Source organism: Burkholderia pyrrocinia (genome assembly GCF_022809715.1).
Lineage (GTDB): Bacteria > Pseudomonadota > Gammaproteobacteria > Burkholderiales > Burkholderiaceae > Burkholderia > Burkholderia pyrrocinia_C.
The window spans coordinates 3,518,977-3,535,096 of sequence record NZ_CP094459.1; the positions used below are offsets into that span (position 1 = coordinate 3,518,977).

The following is a 16,120-nucleotide window of genomic DNA, read 5'->3' on the forward strand; positions in this document are numbered from 1 at the left end:
CCCCAGACATAAGAGAAGAGACCCGGACGCACCGGGCGTTTCCGCCAGCGCCGCACCACGCGCACCATGCCGGATCGCGAAAAAGGATAGCAGCGCGCCGCGCGGCAAAGCCGAGAAAGTACGGGGGAAACCCCGCTCTTTTCGGTCGATCGGAGTACGGCCCGGATCACGATAATCGCATCGTGTCATTGTCCGCCCGCTCGCCCGAGCGAGCTCAGTCGTCCCGCTCCGGAGAAACTCGACGCATGGATTCGCAGGCCAACTCGCTGATCAACCCCGACGCCCGCGCGGGCCTCGCCAGCCCGGCGCCCGGCGCCGCCGCGGCCGCCGCGTTGCCGGGCGCGGGCGTCGCCGGCGCGGACTTCGGGCTCGGCGGCTTCGCGGAACGCATTCCCGGCATCTCGCGGATGAAGGGCAACCCGAAGCTGCCGTTCCTGATCGCCGCCGCGCTCGCGATCGCCGCGATTACCGCGCTCGTGCTGTGGAGCCGGACGCCCGACTACCGCGTGCTGTACAGCAACCTGTCGGACCGCGACGGCGGCGCGATCATTACCGCGCTCCAGCAGGCAAACGTTCCCTACAAGTTCGCCGATGCCGGCGGCGCGATCCTCGTGCCGTCGAGCCAGGTGCATGAAACGCGCCTGAAGCTCGCCGCGATGGGGCTGCCGAAGGGCGGCTCGGTCGGCTTCGAGCTGATGGACAACCAGAAATTCGGCATCAGCCAGTTCGCCGAACAGATCAACTACCAGCGCGCGCTCGAAGGCGAACTGCAGCGCACCATCGAATCGATCAACGCCGTGCGCGGCGCGCGCGTGCATCTCGCGATCCCGAAACCGTCGGTATTCGTGCGCGACAAGGAAGCGCCGAGCGCGTCGGTGTTCGTCGACCTCTACCCGGGCCGCGTGCTCGACGAGGGCCAGGTCCAGGCGATCACGCGGATGGTGTCGTCCGGCGTGCCCGACATGCCCGCGAAGAACGTGACGATCGTCGACCAGGACGGCAACCTGCTGACCCAGCCGGCGTCGGCGTCCGGCCTCGACGCGAGCCAGCTCAAGTACGTGCAGCAGGTCGAGCACAACACGCAAAAGCGCATCGACGCGATCCTCGCGCCGATCTTCGGCGCCGGCAACGCGCGCTCGCAGGTCAGCGCGGACCTCGATTTCTCGAAGATCGAGCAGACGTCGGAAAGCTACGGCCCGAACGGCGTGCCGCAGCAGGCCGCGATCCGCAGCCAGCAGACCAGCAGCGCGACCGAACTCGCGCAGGGCGGCGCGTCGGGCGTGCCGGGCGCGCTGTCGAACACGCCGCCGCAGCCGGCTTCCGCGCCGGTCGTCGCCGGCAACGGCCAGAACGCGCCGCAGACGACGCCGGTCAGCGACCGCAAGGACCAGACGACCAACTACGAGCTCGACAAGACGATCCGCCATCTCGAACAGCCGATGGGCAGCGTGAAGCGGCTGTCGGTCGCGGTCGTCGTCAACTACCAGCCGATCGCCGACGCGAAGGGCCACGTGACGATGCAGCCGCTGCCGCCCGCGAAGCTCGCGCAGGTCGAGCAGCTCGTGAAGGACGCGATGGGCTACGACGAGAAGCGCGGCGACTCGGTGAACGTCGTGAACAGCGCGTTCTCGACCGCGAGCGATCCGTACGCCGACCTGCCGTGGTGGCGCCAGCCCGACATGATCGCGATGGCGAAGGAAGCCGCGAAGTGGCTCGGCATCGCGGCGGCCGCGGCGGCGCTCTACTTCATGTTCGTGCGCCCGGCAATGCGCCGCGCGTTCCCGCCGCCCGAGCCGGCCGTGCCGGCGCTCGCGGCGCCGGAAGATCCGGTCGTGCTCGACGGCCTGCCGGCGCCGGTCAAGGCCGACGACGAACCCGACTCGCTGCTGCTCGGCTTCGAATCCGAGAAGAACCGCTACGAACGCAACCTCGACTACGCGCGCACGATCGCCCGCCAGGATCCGAAGATCGTCGCCACCGTCGTGAAGAACTGGGTGTCCGATGAACGCTGAAGGCTTGACCAAGAGCGCGCTGCTGCTGATGTCGATCGGCGAGGAAGAGGCCGCTGAGGTATTCAAGTTCCTCGCGCCGCGCGAGGTGCAGAAGATCGGCGCCGCGATGGCCGCGCTGAAGAACGTCACGCGCGAGCAGGTCGAGAGCGTGCTGCAGGACTTCGTGAAGGAAGCCGAGGAACACACCGCGCTGTCGCTCGATTCGAGCGAATACATCCGCTCGGTGCTGACCAAGGCGCTCGGCGAGGACAAGGCCGGCGTGCTGATCGACCGCATCCTGCAGGGCAGCGACACGAGCGGCATCGAGGGCCTGAAGTGGATGGACTCGGGCGCGGTGGCCGAACTGATCAAGAACGAGCATCCGCAGATCATCGCGACGATCCTCGTGCACCTCGACCGCGACCAGGCGTCCGAGATCGCATCGTGCTTCACCGAGCGGCTGCGCAACGACGTGCTGCTGCGGATCGCGACGCTCGACGGCATCCAGCCGGCCGCGCTGCGCGAGCTCGACGACGTGCTGACCGGCCTGCTGTCCGGCAGCGACAACCTGAAGCGCAGCCCGATGGGCGGCATCCGCACCGCGGCCGAGATCCTGAACTTCATGACGAGCGTGCATGAGGAAGGCGTGCTCGAAAGCGTGCGCCAGTACGACGCCGATCTCGCGCAGAAGATCGTCGACCAGATGTTCGTGTTCGAGAACCTGCTCGACCTCGAGGATCGCGCGATCCAGATGGTGCTGAAGGAAGTCGAATCGGAAACGCTGATCATCGCGCTGAAGGGCGCGCCGCCCGCGCTGCGCCAGAAGTTCCTCGCGAACATGTCGCAGCGCGCGGCCGAACTGCTCGCCGAGGATCTCGACGCGCGCGGCCCGGTGCGCGTGTCCGACGTCGAGACGCAGCAGCGCCGCATCCTGCAGATCGTGCGCAACCTCGCCGAGAGCGGCCAGATCGTGATCGGCGGCAAGGCGGAAGACGCGTATGTCTGATTCGGCGAGCGATCGCGCGGGCACCCTCACCGCCTACCAGCGGTGGGAGATGGCGTCGTTCGACCCGCCGCCGCCCCCGCCGCCGCCCGACGACGCGGCAGCGGCCGCCGCCGCGCTCGCCGAGGAACTGCAGCGCGTGCGCGATGCCGCGCACGCCGAAGGCCATGCGGCCGGCCACGTCGAAGGCCAGGCGCTCGGCTACCGGGCCGGTTTCGAGCAGGGCCGCGAACAGGGTTTCGAGGCCGGCCAGGCCGCTGCGCGCGAACAGGCCGCGCAGCTCACAGCGCTCGCCGCGTCGTTCCGCGAGGCCGTGTCGAGCGCCGAGCACGACCTCGCCTCCGACATCGCACAACTCGCGCTCGACATCGCGCAGCAGGTCGTGCGCCAGCACGTGAAGCACGACCCGGCAGCGCTCGTCGCGGCCGTGCGCGACGTGCTCGCGGCCGAACCCGCGCTGTCCGGCGCGCCGCATCTCGCGGTGAATCCGGCCGACCTGCCCGTCGTCGAAGCCTATCTGCAGGACGATCTCGATACGCTCGGCTGGAACGTGCGCACCGATGCGTCGATCGAGCGCGGCGGCTGCCGCGCGCACGCCGCGACCGGCGAGGTCGACGCGACGCTGCCCACGCGCTGGCAGCGCGTCGCCGCCGCGATCGGCAAGGTGAGCACGTGGTGACGCGGTCGCCCGAATCGCTCGCGCATGACGGCATGACGCCGCTCGAGCGCGAACTCGCGCTCGCGTCGTTCGGCCCCGCTGGCGCGCACGACACCGCACACGACACGAAACCGCATGCGACCGCTTCAACGGCCGCCGCACACGACGCCGCGCCGCGCGCGCCGCACAATCCGCATCTCGCGCACTGGCGCACGCACCTGAACGGGCTCGCCGCGCGCAGCCACCGCGCGCTGCCGCTGCGGCCGTGCGGGCGCCTCACGCGCGCGGCGGGCCTCGTGCTCGAGGCGATCGGGCTGCGCCTGTCGGTCGGCGCCGAATGCACGATCGAATTGCCGCCCGGCAGCACGCTGCCGCACGCGGAAGCGGAAGTCGTCGGCTTTGCCGGCGACCGCCTGTTCCTGATGCCGACCACCGACGTCGCCGGCGTGCTGCCCGGCGCGCGCGTGTGGCCGCTCGAAAGCGCGCCCGTCGCCGATCCGCTCGCGGGCGCGAAGCGGCTGCCGGTCGGCTGGGAGATGCTCGGGCGCGTCGTCGACGCGTCGGGCCGCCCGCTCGACGGCCTCGGGCCGCTCGCATCGAAGGTCGACGCGCCGCTGTCGGCGCCGTCGATCAACCCGCTCGAACGAGAACCGATCCACCACGTGCTGGACGTCGGCGTGCGCGCGATCAACGCGCTGCTCACCGTCGGCCGCGGGCAGCGAATGGGCCTGTTCGCGGGCTCCGGCGTCGGCAAGTCGGTGCTGCTCGGCACGATGGCGCGCTATACGAGCGCGGAAGTGATCGTGATCGGGCTGATCGGCGAACGCGGCCGCGAAGTGAAGGAATTCATCGAACAGATCCTCGGCGAGGACGGGCTCGCGCGCTCGGTCGTCGTCGCGGCGCCGGCCGACGTGTCGCCGCTGCTGCGGATGCAGGGCGCGGCCTACGCGACGTCGCTCGCCGAATATTTCCGCGACCAGGGCAAGCACGTGCTGCTGCTGATGGATTCGCTGACGCGCTACGCTATGGCGCAGCGCGAGATCGCGCTGGCGATCGGCGAGCCGCCCGCGACCAAGGGCTATCCGCCGTCGGTGTTCGCGAAGCTGCCCGCGCTCGTCGAGCGCACCGGCAACGGGCCGGAGGGCGGCGGCTCGATCACCGCGTTCTACACGGTGCTGACCGAAGGCGACGACCAGCAGGACCCGATCGCCGATTCGGCGCGCGCGATCCTCGACGGCCACATCGTGCTGTCGCGCACGCTCGCCGAGGCCGGCCACTATCCGGCAATCGACATCGAGGCGTCGATCAGCCGCGCGATGACCGCGCTGATCGACGAAACGCATCTCGACCACGTGCGGCAGTTCAAGCAGATGCTGTCGCGCTACCAGCGCAATCGCGACCTGATCGCGGTCGGCGCGTACGCACCCGGACGCGACGCGCAGCTCGACCGCGCAATCGCGCTCTATCCGCGCATCGAGGCGTTCCTGCAGCAGGGCTTTCGCGAATGCGCGCCGTTCGCGTCGAGCCTCGCCGGGCTCGATGCGCTGTTCGACGCTTACGGAGGCTGATCACGATGGCTCACGGCTTTCCCCTTCAACTGCTGCTCGACCGCGCGCAGGAAGACCTCGACACGGCCGCGAAGCAGCTCGGCACCGCGCAGCGCGACCGCACCGCGGCTACCGAGCAGCTCGACGCGCTGCTGCGCTATCGCGACGAATACCACGCGCGCTTCGCGCAATCCGCGCAGCACGGGATGCCGGCCGGCAACTGGCGCAATTTCCAGGCATTCATCGACACGCTCGACGCCGCGATCGCGCAGCAGCGCAACGTGCTCGCCGCGGCCGAAGTCCGCATCGACGAGGCACGCCCGAACTGGCAACAGAAGAAACGCACCGTCGGCTCATATGAAATCCTGCAGGCGCGCGGCGTCGCGCAGGAAGCACGGCTCGACGCCCGGCGCGAACAGCGCGACGCCGACGAACACGCCGCGAAGATCCTGCGCATGCGGGCCGACGCGGCCCGCTCGTCGTAACCGACCACCGCATTCGAACGAGAGAACCGCCATGCCTCCCCTGCCCCTGCTCGGCGTGCTGATCGACACCGCCGGCGCCGCACTCAAAGCCGCCCGCGGCGCGGGTTCGTCCGGCACCGCCGCCGGCAACGATGCCGCGACCGCCAAGGCCGCCGTGCCGTTCGCGCAGACGCTGAAGCAAAGCGTCGCCACGCGGCGCGACGCGACGAATCCCGCCACGCCGGATGCGTCGACGACGCAGGCTTCATCGAAGCCGGCCGCCGGCACGAAGCCGTCCGGCACCGACGACGACCAGTCGACCGACGCCGCGAACGCCACCACCAACCCCGACGCCGGCGCACTCGCGGCCGCCGCGGCCGTGCAGGCACAACTGCAGGCGCGCACGGACAACGCGACGCCGGCCGATGCCGCTACCGCCGCCGCCGCTACCGTCACCACGGCCGCCGCTACCGCGCAAAAGACGGCCGTGTCCGGCCAGCCCGATGCGACGGCCGCGCTGGCGGACCACGCGGCCGGGGATGCGGCCGCCCAGCCGGCCACGCCGGCGTCGACCCGCGACGCGCTGCAAGCGGCGCTCGCCAAGCTGACCGGCGGCTCGGGCGCAATCGCGACGCCCGCGAGCGGCACGACGGCTTCGACATCGGCACCGGCATCGTCTGCATCTTCTGCATCGACCGCCGCCGCACCACTGACGCCGAAGGTGCCGACGTTCGACCGCACGCTCGCCGACGCGAAAGAGGTGCTAGCCACGCAGCAGACGCCGACGCAGGCCACCGCGCAGGCGCTGCAGGCCGACGCGAACGTGCAGTCCGGCGCGCAACATGCGCTCGCGGCCGCCAGCGAAGCAACGGACCCGGCCGCCAGCGCGACGCTCGCGGCCGGCGCAACCGCTGCGGCCGCCGCGCAGGCGAACCTGCAGTTGTCGCCCGCCGCGAGCGCGATCGCCGCCGCCAATACGCACGTGCTCGCGCCGCACGTCGGCACCGCCGACTGGACGGACGCGCTGAGCCAGAAGGTCGTGTTCCTGTCGAATGCGCACCAGCAGAGCGCCGAGCTGACGCTCAACCCGCCCGATCTCGGGCCGCTGCAGGTGGTGCTGCGCGTCGCGGACAACCACGCGCACGCGCTGTTCGTGTCGCAGCACGCGCAGGTGCGCGACGCGGTCGAAGCCGCGCTGCCGAAGCTGCGTGAAGCGATGGAAGCGGGCGGGCTCGGGCTCGGCAGCGCGACCGTCAGCGACGGCGGCTTCGCGTCGCAGCAGCAGAACCCGCAACAGACCTTCGCCGGCGGCCAGTCGCCGCGGCGCGGGCACGGCGGATCGTCAGCCGTCGATGCACCCACCGACGCTGCGCAATCCGCACCGGCCGCCGCGAGCGTGAGCCGCGCCGGCCTCGTCGATACGTTTGCATAGGGCCTGTTCCCGCTAATAACGGGCTTGCGCCGGCCGCCGCCCGGTGCGCGCCGCTCAGCGGCCGTGCACCGCCGCGGCCGCCTCACCGCGCGACACACCGCCCTTGCGCGCGGCGACGATGAAGTCCGCCGCGCGTTCGCCGATCATCACCGACGGCGCATTCGTGTTCCCGCCGACCAGCGTCGGCATCACCGACGCATCCACCACGCGCAGCCCTTCGACGCCGCGCACGCGCAGTTGCGGATCGACGACCGCGCGCGCATCGGAGCCCATCCGGCACGTGCCGACCGGGTGATAGATCGTGTCGGCATGCGCGACGATCGTCGCGCGCAGCTCGGCTTCGCTCTGGTCCGCCCGCGTGTACAGCTCGCGCCCGCCCTGCGATGCGAGCGGTGCCTGCGACAGGATGCGGCGCATCGCCTGCGCGCCGCGCACGAGCAGGTCGAGATCGCGCGGATCGCTGAAGAAACGCGGATCGATCAGCGGCGCGTCGCGCGCATCGCCGCTCGCGAGCGCCACCGTGCCGCGGCTGAACGGCCGCAGCGCGCACACGTGCAGCGAATAGCCGAAGCCCCAGTGCATCTTGCGGTTGTGGTCGTCGACGAGCGCCGTGCAGAAATGCAGCTGCAGGTCGGGACGATCGAGCGACGGATCGCTCTTGATGAAGCCGCCGGCCTCCGCGACATTGCTCGTCATCATCCCCGTGCGGCTCGAGAAATAGCGCGCGAGCGCCGGCGTCATCTTCGCGATCCCGCGCAGGCACACGCCGACCAGTTCAGACGAATTCACGCGCGTGTTGATGATGAAGTCGATGTGGTCGATCAGGTTCGTGCCGACGTCCGGCGCATCCTGCACGACCGCGATCCCGTGCCGGCGCAATTGCTCGGCCGGGCCGATCCCCGAGCACATCAGCAGTTGCGGCGAATTGAACGCACCGGCCGACAGGATCACTTCCGCGCGCGCGCCGAGCGTCTCGACGCGGCCGTTGCGCGATATCGCGACGCCGACCGCGCGCTTGCCGTCGAAGCCGACGCGCAGCACCGTCGCATCGGTGATCACGTGCAGGTTCGGCCGGTTGCGACCATAGATGTAGGCACGCGCGACGCTGCAGCGCGAGCCGTCGCGATGCGTGACCTGATAAAAGCCGACGCCTTCCTGCGTCGCGCCGTTGAAGTCGTCGTTCAGCGGATAACCGGCCGCGTGCGCGGCCTGGATGAATCGTTCGGAGAACGGATTGCGAAAGCGCAGATCCGACACCGACAGCGGGCCGTCCGCGCCGTGCCACGCATCGGCGCCGCGCTCGTTGCCTTCCGCGCGGCGGAAATACGGCAGCACGTCCTGCCAGCCCCAGCCCGTTGCGCCGAGCTGCGCCCACTCGTCGTAGTCGCCCGGGTGGCCGCGCGTATAGATCATCGCGTTGATCGCGCTCGAGCCGCCCATCCCGCGCCCGCGCGGCTGGTAGCCGCGCCGCCCGCCGAGGCCCGGCTGCGGCACCGTCTCGTAGCCGTAGTTCGTGCCAAGCTTGAACGGCACCAGCGCCGCGATGCCGACCGGCATGTTGACGAGCAGGTTGCGCTCCGTATGCGAGCCGGCCTCGATCAGCGCGATCGTCGCATCGGGGCAGGCATCGGCGAGACGGCCTGCCAGGCTCGAACCGCCCGAACCGCCGCCGACGATGATGTAGTCGTATTGCATGTCACGTCTCCGTCGTGTCATGGAAGGCGCCCGGCATCGCCGCGCGACCGTGTCCCCTCTTGTAGTTCGGGCATTGTAGGAATGGCCGTCGTGCGCGCGGCGTGCGGATTCAAGAGCGATTCCTCTAAACGCCCGCGTGAACTAAATTTAAGATGTATCGATTCACTTCGCGCGATGCGCCGGCCACGAGAAGCCGATCCGTCGCGAAACGGGAGAGACGAAGATGCAGCGCCAGATTCTGCAGGCCGCGTGCCGACCGGGTTGCCCGGATGCGACGCGCGCGGCCCGCATTTCATTTCAAACGACTGCCCGCGCGGAGACCTGCGGCGACATGCGCGCGGCCGATCGAAATCGAACGGCACGTGTCGTCGCCGACCGTTTGGACGGCCGTCTGACTCAGCGGCACGATGTGCGGCAACCCGCATTGGAGTGCGCGTCGCGCTGCCCCGCTTCGTTGCACCGGCAGGCGCTCGCGCTGCAGCGTCGCATGTCCGGCAACAGTCGTATCGCGCGGCACGCGAACACGCCGCGGTGCGGTTTTCGGATGCGGATACCGTCGCGCGGATGCGACGCCCGCCGCGCGCTGCAACCGATTTTCGAGCATGCGTCGCATCAGGCCCCGCGCCGCGCGACGCGCACCACCCCGATCCGCGTCGCCGCGCTCGCCGAGCGCTCGCGTGCGGCGTGACGGCTGGCCGACCAGCCAGGCCCAACTGGAGGAGACAACATGAAGAACGACCTGCCCGAACTGGCACCGCAAGCACTGTCGCCGGCCGATGCGCTGACGTCGCTGCTGCGCGACCAGCGCGCGGCCTACCTGCGCGCACCGTACCCGGCATGGGAAACGCGCGTGCAGCACCTGCGCGCGCTGCGCACGATGCTGATCGACAACGCGGACGCGCTCGCCGAAGCGATCAGCGCCGATTTCGGCCATCGCGCGAAGCAGGAAGTGCTGCTGTCGGAAATCTGGATGGCGAAGGAAGAGATCGACGACGCGCTCAAGCACGGCAAGCGCTGGATGAAGCCGATCCGCAAGCCGATGAACAAGTGGCTGCGCCCGGCGCGCGCGAAGGTGATTCCGCAGCCGCTCGGCGTGGTCGGCATCGTCGTGCCGTGGAACTACCCGGTGCTGCTCGCGGCCGGCCCGCTGATCTGCGCGCTCGCGGCCGGCAACCGCGCGATCGTCAAGATGTCCGAACTGACGCCGCGCACGTCGGCGCTGTTCGAGCAACTGATCGCGAAGACCTTCACGCGCGACCACGTCGCGGTCGTGAACGGCGATGCGGAGGTCGGCGCCGCGTTCAGCGGGCTGCCGTTCGATCATCTGCTGTTCACCGGCTCGACGCAGGTCGGCCGCCACGTGATGCGCGCGGCCGCCGACAATCTCACGCCCGTCACGCTCGAACTCGGCGGCAAGTCGCCGGCGATCGTCGGACCGAATGCGCGCTTCGACGCGGCCGTCGACGCGATCGTCGCGGGCAAGACGCTGAACGCGGGCCAGACCTGCATCGCACCCGACTACGTGTTGCTGCCGCGCGGCATGGAAGCCGCGTTCATCGAGCGCGCGCGAGCACGATTCGCGAAGATGTATCCCGACCTGTCGACCAACGGCGACTACACGACGATCGTGTCGCCGCGCCATTACGCGCGGCTGCAGCAACTCGCGAGCGATGCGCAGGCGGCCGGCGCGCAACTGCACCCGCTGTCCGACGCGCAGTCCGACCCCGCGTCGCGCCGCTTCGTGCCGTGCGCGGTCACGCAGGTGCCGGCCGCGTCACAACTGATGCAGGAGGAAATCTTCGGGCCGCTGCTGCCGCTCGTGCCGTACGAGCGGCTCGACGAGGCGATTGCATACGTGAATGCGCGCCCGCGTCCGCTCGCGCTCTATCTCTTCGACGAGGACGGCGGCACGATCGACCGCGTGATGCACGAAACGATCTCGGGTGGCGTGTCGGTCAACGAAACGCTGATGCACATTGCGTGCGGCAGCCTGCCGTTCGGCGGCGTCGGTGCGAGCGGCATGGGTGCGTACCACGGCTACGACGGCTTCGTGACGTTCTCGAAGATGAAGCCCGTGCTCACGCAGCCGCGCCTGAACGCACGCAACCTGCTCGCGCCGCCGTACGGCAAGCGCTTCGCCGCGCTGATCAAGCTGATGCTGAAGTTCTGAGCCGGACGGGCCGCGCGCATTGCGCCGCGGCCCGCGCTAGCCTGCCGCGCGGCGCCGGTGCCGCGCGCGCCGTCACACGGGCCAGAGCGGCCCTTCCTGCATCGCGCCGATCTGCTCGCGCAGTTCGAGCACGCGCGCTTCCCAGTAACGATGCGTGTTGAACCACGGAAACGCGGCCGGGAACGCGGGATCGTCCCAGCGCCGTGCGAGCCATGCCGCGTAGTGGATCAGCCGCAGCGTGCGCAGCGCTTCGACGAGATGCAGCTCGCGCGGCTCGAATTCGCAGAAATCCTCGTAGCCGGCCAGCAGGTCCGCCAGCGCGCGCGACGCGCCTTCGCGATCACCCGGCAGCAGCAGCCACAGATCCTGGATCGCGGGCGCCATCCGGCTGTCGTCGAAATCGACGAAATGCGGGCCGCCATCGGTCCACAGCACGTTGCTCGGATGACAGTCGCCGTGCGTGCGCAGCAGGCGGATCTCGCCCGCACGTTCGAACGCGGCCTCGACACCTTCGAGCGCGAGCGTGACCGCCGTCTCGTACGCGGGTCGTACGTCATCCGGAATGAAATCGTGCGCGAGCAGGTAGTCGCGCGGCTCGTAGCCGAACGTATCGATATCGAGCACGGGACGCGCGACATACGGCTGCGTCGCGCCGACCGCATGAATCCGGCCGATGAAGCGGCCGAGCCATTCGAGCGTGTCGCTGCGATCGAGATCGGGTGCGCGGCCGCCGCGCCGCTCGAAGATCGAGAAACGGAAGCCGTCGAACGCGTGCAGCGTGCGGCCGTCGAACGTGCGCGCAGGCACCGCCGGAATCTCGCGCTCGGCGAGTTCGGCGACGAACGCGTGCTCTTCGAGGATCGCATCGTCCGACCAGCGCGCCGGGCGGTAGAACTTCGCGACGACCGGCGGGCCGTCTTCGATGCCGACCTGGTAGACGCGGTTTTCGTAGCTGTTGAGGGCGAGCAGGCGCCCGTCGGTGCGCAGGCCGGCCGGCATCAGCACGCTGTCGAGCGCGTCGAGCACGCACTCGGGCGTGAGGCCGGCGAACGGCGGGCCGGCGGGAGAAGCGGGAGCGGAAGTGGCGTCTGTCATGCCCCGCATTGTGCCGCCAGCCGGGCCGAAAGACGAGCGTCCGGTGCGGTGTTCGCTTAGTGGAGCGCCGCGCCGGCCGGCAGCACGGATTCGCCGGTGTCGATCAGATCCTCGAGAAAGAACGGCTCGGTGTTGAGTTCTTTCGACTCACCCGGCACGCCCGCGTACCAGGTCACCATGGCCATGTCGCCCAGGACGCGCTGGACGATGCCGCGCGCGCCCTTCGGCACCGCGATATGGGTAGTGCAGACAATCGACCCGACATGCATGATGGTTCCCCACTCTTGAATCTTGAAACCCGGCCCGCTGGCGAGCCGGCAAATGCGCGATCCGCGCTGCTCTCGACGGAGCGTTGCGCGTAATCCCATTGTTCACGGTTTATCGAAGCGCGAAAAGAAGAAGAAGCAGGCGAAGTGCCGCGAATTCGTCAAATGTCTCCAATCAACCACTGCGCCGCGCGTGCGCTTGCACGGGCGGACACCCCCATCATACCCTGTCGAATGTGACTGCCCGCCGAATCCGCCCGGCGCCGCGGCGCACCCGCGATCGACGCAATGCGCACATCGTTTGCCGCGTGCCGGGCCGCCAGGAGATTTCGCGTGACCGAGCCTGCGGCGCCACGCCGCTTGCCTCGCACGCTACAGCCTCCTTCCCCCGTCTCGAACACGGCTCGCGCAGCCACCGCGCACAAGCGTCGCCCGGCATCACCTCAACGCGTCTTTCGCCATGCGGGGCCGCCGAACACTTGTTGCGCCGGATGCCGGCCTTGCAGTACCTTTGACGTTCATTCGCGTTCAACCGCATTCCGACACGATGCATCCGCTCTCGTCCGCCCGCGCAAAATCCCGGCCGCAGTTCGACTCGCGGCCGCAGGCGTGCGCGCATCCGTCGGTCCTCCCGCCTCCTGTCGCACCGCCGCTCGTCGGCGCCGCGCCGCCCCCTCCGGCGGCACGCGCCGGCTGACCAGCCGGCTTCCGTTTCGTCTTTCATTCGCCCGTCAGCTTCCGTTCGTGCGTCGTGACGCACGACTCCCTGCTGCACGCGCGGATGGAACGTTCCGATCCGTTCGACAGGTGGATTCACATGGTTTCGTTCAAACGCGCGCTTGCCGCGCATGGAGCGACGTCGCTCTTCGTGCTGCTGTGGAGCAGCGGCGCGATCTTCGCCGAACTCGGTCTGCGTCACGCATCCGCGTTCGTCTTTCTCACCGCGCGTTTCGCGCTCGCGTCGCTCGTGCTGCTCGCACTGGCCTTCATGCGCAAACGCTGGCTGCCGCCGCGCGGCGAGCGGCGCATGGCCGCGCTGACCGGCTTGCTGATGATGGGCGGCTATTCGATCTTCTATCTGCTCGCGCTCGAGCGCGGGATCGCGCCGGGTGTGCTCGCAACGATCCTCGGCGTGCAGCCGATCCTCACGCTGGCGATCGTCGAGCGGCGCTGGCAGCCCATGCGCGTCGCGGGGCTCGCGCTGTCGCTGGCCGGCCTCGCGCTCGTCGTATGTCGCGGCGTGGGCGATGCCGGCCTGCCGCTCGCGGGCATCGCGTGCGCGCTCACGGCACTCGTCGCGCTGACCGTCGGCTCGCTGCTGCAAAAGCGCGTACGCGCGGCACCCGCCGACGTGCTGCCGCTGCAGAATGCGATCGGCCTCGCGCTGTGCGTGGCGATCGTGCCGTTCCGGCCGATTTCGTTCGACATGAGCTGGGCGTTCGTCGTGCCGCTCCTGTGGCTCGGCATCGTGATTTCGGTGATCGCGCAACTGCTGTTCTACCGGTTGATGCAGCGCGGCGATCTCGTCAACGTGACGAGCCTGTTCTATCTCGTGCCCGTCGTCACCACGCTGATGGATGCCGTGTGGCTCGGCAACCGGCCCGAACCGCTCGCGCTCGCCGGCATGGGCGCGATCATCGCGGGGCTCGCGCTCGTGTTCCGCGCGCCGGCCGCACGCACGCAACCCGATCGCACGTAAGCGGACAGGCCGCCGCGCCCGCAAGTGCGACGGCCTGCATCGGACACATACGATAATTCCGCGCAAATCGAAAGGAACGGGAAAGATGCGTGCAAGGCGTTCGTCGAACTTGCGGGAAAAATGCGCGACTCGCGAGGCTTTCCGCTGATTTTTAATGGTTCGGATAGCGAAAACATCGCCGGGTTGCCTATACTCGAATTGACCGTCCCGCTCGCAATCGGGTCGGACCAATACTAGAAACACCCGGCATGGGGCCGAAGTAAGTGCTGAAGCGCTGACTCCGGCCGACACTGGAGACACGCATGACCACCTATTTCACGATCGGCGACTTCATCCTGTTGATCCCGATGGCGCTGGCCGGAGCGCTATTTCTCGGCGCGGTGCCGTGCGCAACCGAATTCCGCCACAACCTGCTGCGCGTGCTGGGCGTCATCCTCGGCGTCGGCGTCGCGGTATTGCTGGTCGAAGGTCTGCCTGCGCTGCTCTAGCCTCCCCCCCGTGCCTGACGCGCATCGCTGCGCCGCAACGATGCGACGTGCTGCCTGCAAGCCGGTGATACCGGCATGCGATGTTTCGCATGCCGTATCGACTGCCGGTCAGATCGCCTGATCGGTGGACGGCTTTTCCCACAGATTGATGCCGCCTTCCGTCGCGTAACGATCGATCTCCGCGAGTTCCTCCGCCGAGAATTCGAGGTTCTTCAACGCGCCGACGTTTTCACGCACCTGCTCGGCACGGCTCGCGCCGATCAGCGCGGACGTCACGCGGCCATTGCGCAGCACCCATGCAAGCGCCATCTGCGCGAGGCTCTGGCCGCGCCGCTCGGCGATCGCGTTGAGCTTGCGCACATGATCGAGGTTATCCGCGCTCAGGTGATCCTGCTTCAGCGAGCCGCCGCCCGGCTTGTTCACGCGCGCATCGGCCGGCACGCCGTTCAGGTACTTCGACGTGAGCAGCCCCTGCGCGAGCGGCGTGAACGCGATGCTGCCCGCGCCGACGTCGTCGAGCGCGCCGAGCAGGTCGCTCTCGATCCAGCGGTTCAGCATGTTGTACGAAGGCTGGTGGATCAGCAGCGGCACCTTGTACTGCGCGAGCAACTCGGCCATCTCGCGCGTCTTCGCCGCCGAATACGACGAAATGCCGATGTAGAGCGCCTTGCCCTGCTGCACGGCCGACGCGAGCGCGCCCGCCGTTTCCTCGAGCGGCGTGTGCGCGTCGAAGCGGTGCGAATAGAAGATGTCGACGTAGTCGAGCCCCATCCGCTGCAGGCTCTGGTCGAGACTCGCGAGCACGTACTTGCGAGACCCGCCGCCGCTGCCGTACGGCCCCGGCCACATGTCCCAGCCGGCTTTCGTCGAGATCAGCAGCTCGTCGCGATACGGCAGGAAATCCTCCTTCAGCAGCCGGCCGAAGTTGGTTTCGGCGCTGCCGTACGGCGGTCCGTAGTTGTTCGCGAGATCGAAGTGGTTGATGCCGAGGTCGAACGCGGTGCGCAGGATCTCGCGCTGCGTCGAGATCGGCGTCGAGTCGCCGAAGTTGTGCCACAGGCCGAGCGACAGGGCAGGCAGTTTGAGCCCGGATTTGCCGCAGGTGCGGTATTGCATGTCCGTATAACGTTCGGAAGCTGCTTCGTAGGCCATGAGTATTTCCCGTCAGGACGTCGGAGGGAGGGGCGCGCGCCGGCCGCGCACAGGGCGCGACGGCGGCGAAGAAAAACGCACGACGGCTATGGTAACGAAGGCGGCCGATGCGCGCACGGCGATGGACGCGACCGCGGTCGTCGCCTACACTGCGGCGTCTCGAATCACCGTTTCAGCGAGGTTGGTATGTCCCGCGTCATCTCGGTTGCGCTGCTCGTCGGCGGCGTCGTGCTGCTGTATTTCGGCGGCCAGTCGTTCCATTCGATCAACGACAACATGTCGCGCCTCTTCACCGGCTCCCCCGCCACGAAGACGATCCTGCTGATCGTGGGCGGCGCCGTCGCTTCGTTCGTCGGCCTGATCGGCCTCGCGATGCCGGGCGGCAAGCGCTGATCGCGCAGCCGCGCGAACGGCCCGCGTCACCCTGATCGGGCCGCGCAAAACGAAACGGGCGGCCAGG

Annotated in this window: 15 protein-coding genes; 11 read left to right on the plus strand and 4 right to left on the minus strand. The window is 69.1% G+C overall.

What is annotated here, in order from left to right:
• Positions 1-245 precede the first annotated feature (245 nt).
• Genes fliF through MRS60_RS16335 form a run of 6 tightly spaced genes read left to right on the plus strand, consistent with a single transcriptional unit; the run spans position 246 to position 7,095 of the window.
• The gene (gene fliF, locus MRS60_RS16310) at positions 246-2,012 is read left to right on the plus strand and encodes a flagellar basal-body MS-ring/collar protein FliF (RefSeq protein WP_034179306.1); all 1,767 of its coding nucleotides are present in this window, start codon (positions 246-248) and stop codon (positions 2,010-2,012) included.
• Positions 2,002-2,997, plus strand: coding sequence for a flagellar motor switch protein FliG (gene fliG / locus MRS60_RS16315; RefSeq protein WP_034179307.1), 996 nt, complete (start codon positions 2,002-2,004; stop codon positions 2,995-2,997). Before fliF ends, fliG begins: the two co-directional genes overlap by 11 nt.
• A complete protein-coding gene (fliH, locus tag MRS60_RS16320; RefSeq protein ID WP_034179308.1) occupies positions 2,990-3,673 on the plus strand; it encodes a flagellar assembly protein FliH in 684 nt (227 codons plus the stop codon). Before fliG ends, fliH begins: the two co-directional genes overlap by 8 nt.
• Entirely contained in the window at positions 3,667-5,220 is a 1,554-nt protein-coding gene (gene fliI, locus MRS60_RS16325) for a flagellar protein export ATPase FliI (RefSeq protein WP_243564996.1), read from the plus strand. Before fliH ends, fliI begins: the two co-directional genes overlap by 7 nt.
• 5 nt (positions 5,221-5,225) lie before the next feature.
• The gene (gene fliJ, locus MRS60_RS16330) at positions 5,226-5,684 is read left to right on the plus strand and encodes a flagellar export protein FliJ (protein ID WP_072437578.1); all 459 of its coding nucleotides are present in this window, start codon (positions 5,226-5,228) and stop codon (positions 5,682-5,684) included.
• A 31-nt stretch (positions 5,685-5,715) separates the two neighbouring features.
• On the plus strand, positions 5,716-7,095 hold the full coding sequence (locus MRS60_RS16335) for a flagellar hook-length control protein FliK (RefSeq protein ID WP_243564997.1): 1,380 nt from the start codon (positions 5,716-5,718) through the stop codon (positions 7,093-7,095).
• Positions 7,096-7,149: 54 nt separating this feature from the next.
• Here the strand turns inward: MRS60_RS16335 and MRS60_RS16340 are convergent, their stop codons facing one another.
• Complete coding sequence (locus MRS60_RS16340) at positions 7,150-8,790, minus strand: GMC family oxidoreductase (protein WP_243564998.1); 1,641 nt, start codon at positions 8,788-8,790, stop codon at positions 7,150-7,152.
• 223 nt (positions 8,791-9,013) lie between these two features.
• On the opposite strand from MRS60_RS16340, the gene MRS60_RS16345 reads away from it, so the two are divergent.
• Together MRS60_RS16345 and MRS60_RS16350 are read left to right on the plus strand one after the other, a co-directional pair.
• Positions 9,014-9,478, plus strand: a complete 465-nt coding sequence (locus MRS60_RS16345; RefSeq protein ID WP_243564999.1) for a hypothetical protein — start codon at positions 9,014-9,016, stop codon at positions 9,476-9,478.
• 39 nt (positions 9,479-9,517) lie between these two features.
• Complete coding sequence (locus MRS60_RS16350) at positions 9,518-10,960, plus strand: coniferyl aldehyde dehydrogenase (protein WP_034179314.1); 1,443 nt, start codon at positions 9,518-9,520, stop codon at positions 10,958-10,960.
• A 72-nt stretch (positions 10,961-11,032) separates the two neighbouring features.
• Here the strand turns inward: MRS60_RS16350 and MRS60_RS16355 are convergent, their stop codons facing one another.
• Positions 11,033-12,055, minus strand: coding sequence for a serine/threonine protein kinase (locus MRS60_RS16355; RefSeq protein WP_081938356.1), 1,023 nt, complete (start codon positions 12,053-12,055; stop codon positions 11,033-11,035).
• Between the two features lie 56 nt (positions 12,056-12,111).
• On the minus strand, positions 12,112-12,324 hold the full coding sequence (locus MRS60_RS16360; protein WP_011353523.1) for a hypothetical protein: 213 nt from the start codon (positions 12,322-12,324) through the stop codon (positions 12,112-12,114).
• 814 nt (positions 12,325-13,138) lie between these two features.
• Between MRS60_RS16360 and MRS60_RS16365 the strand changes: the two genes are divergently transcribed.
• Together MRS60_RS16365 and MRS60_RS16370 are read left to right on the plus strand one after the other, a co-directional pair.
• Positions 13,139-14,020, plus strand: a complete 882-nt coding sequence (locus MRS60_RS16365; protein ID WP_105389634.1) for a DMT family transporter — start codon at positions 13,139-13,141, stop codon at positions 14,018-14,020.
• 302 nt (positions 14,021-14,322) lie between these two features.
• Complete coding sequence (locus MRS60_RS16370) at positions 14,323-14,508, plus strand: hypothetical protein (RefSeq protein WP_014895742.1); 186 nt, start codon at positions 14,323-14,325, stop codon at positions 14,506-14,508.
• A 108-nt stretch (positions 14,509-14,616) separates the two neighbouring features.
• Here MRS60_RS16370 and mgrA read toward each other — a convergent pair whose 3' ends face one another.
• A complete protein-coding gene (gene mgrA / locus MRS60_RS16375; RefSeq protein ID WP_243565000.1) occupies positions 14,617-15,660 on the minus strand; it encodes an L-glyceraldehyde 3-phosphate reductase in 1,044 nt (347 codons plus the stop codon).
• A 186-nt stretch (positions 15,661-15,846) separates the two neighbouring features.
• On the opposite strand from mgrA, the gene MRS60_RS16380 reads away from it, so the two are divergent.
• Positions 15,847-16,053 carry a DUF3185 family protein gene (locus MRS60_RS16380; protein WP_034179318.1) on the plus strand — a complete coding sequence of 69 codons (207 nt, stop codon included), beginning with the start codon at positions 15,847-15,849 and terminating at the stop codon, positions 16,051-16,053.
• Positions 16,054-16,120 lie beyond the last annotated feature (67 nt).